This window comes from Klebsiella sp. D5A, assembly GCF_001620885.1.
Lineage (GTDB): Bacteria > Pseudomonadota > Gammaproteobacteria > Enterobacterales > Enterobacteriaceae > Klebsiella > Klebsiella variicola.
Window position 1 is genome coordinate 1 of sequence record NZ_LOAR01000055.1, and the last position, 376, is coordinate 376.

General features: G+C 56.4%; 1 pseudogene. It reads left to right on the forward strand.

Annotation, left to right across the window (positions count from 1 at the left end):
• Nucleotides 1-376 (forward strand): annotated as a pseudogene (locus AS136_RS25965) (tail fiber domain-containing protein); the annotation flags it as partial.

Consider the following 376-nt stretch of genomic DNA (forward strand, 5'->3'; position numbering starts at 1 on the left):
ATATCACCACCGCATTTTCCGGCGCCAGTTACGGCATTATAACCGCTGAAACCGCCAGTACCTCGTCGTTTGCTAACCAGCTGGCCAGCGCATTTGCATTCTGGCGTAGTGTGGCGGAGGGCTGGTCGATGGCCCTGACCGGCAGTGGCAATATCACCCTGACTGACCCGATCACCGGAAAGCAGGTGACCGTGCCGGCGATAGGCGGGATGGCGAAGGCATCGGATCTTAACGCGCTGGCAAAACTCACCGGAGGAAACAAACTCGACGGCTCGCAGGTTATAACCAGCGATAATGCCGGTTTTATTCTCGGTAAGAACTCAGATCTGGCTCTGCTCAAAAAACAGGGGCAAGGCGGGACAATTGCCGTTGGCTC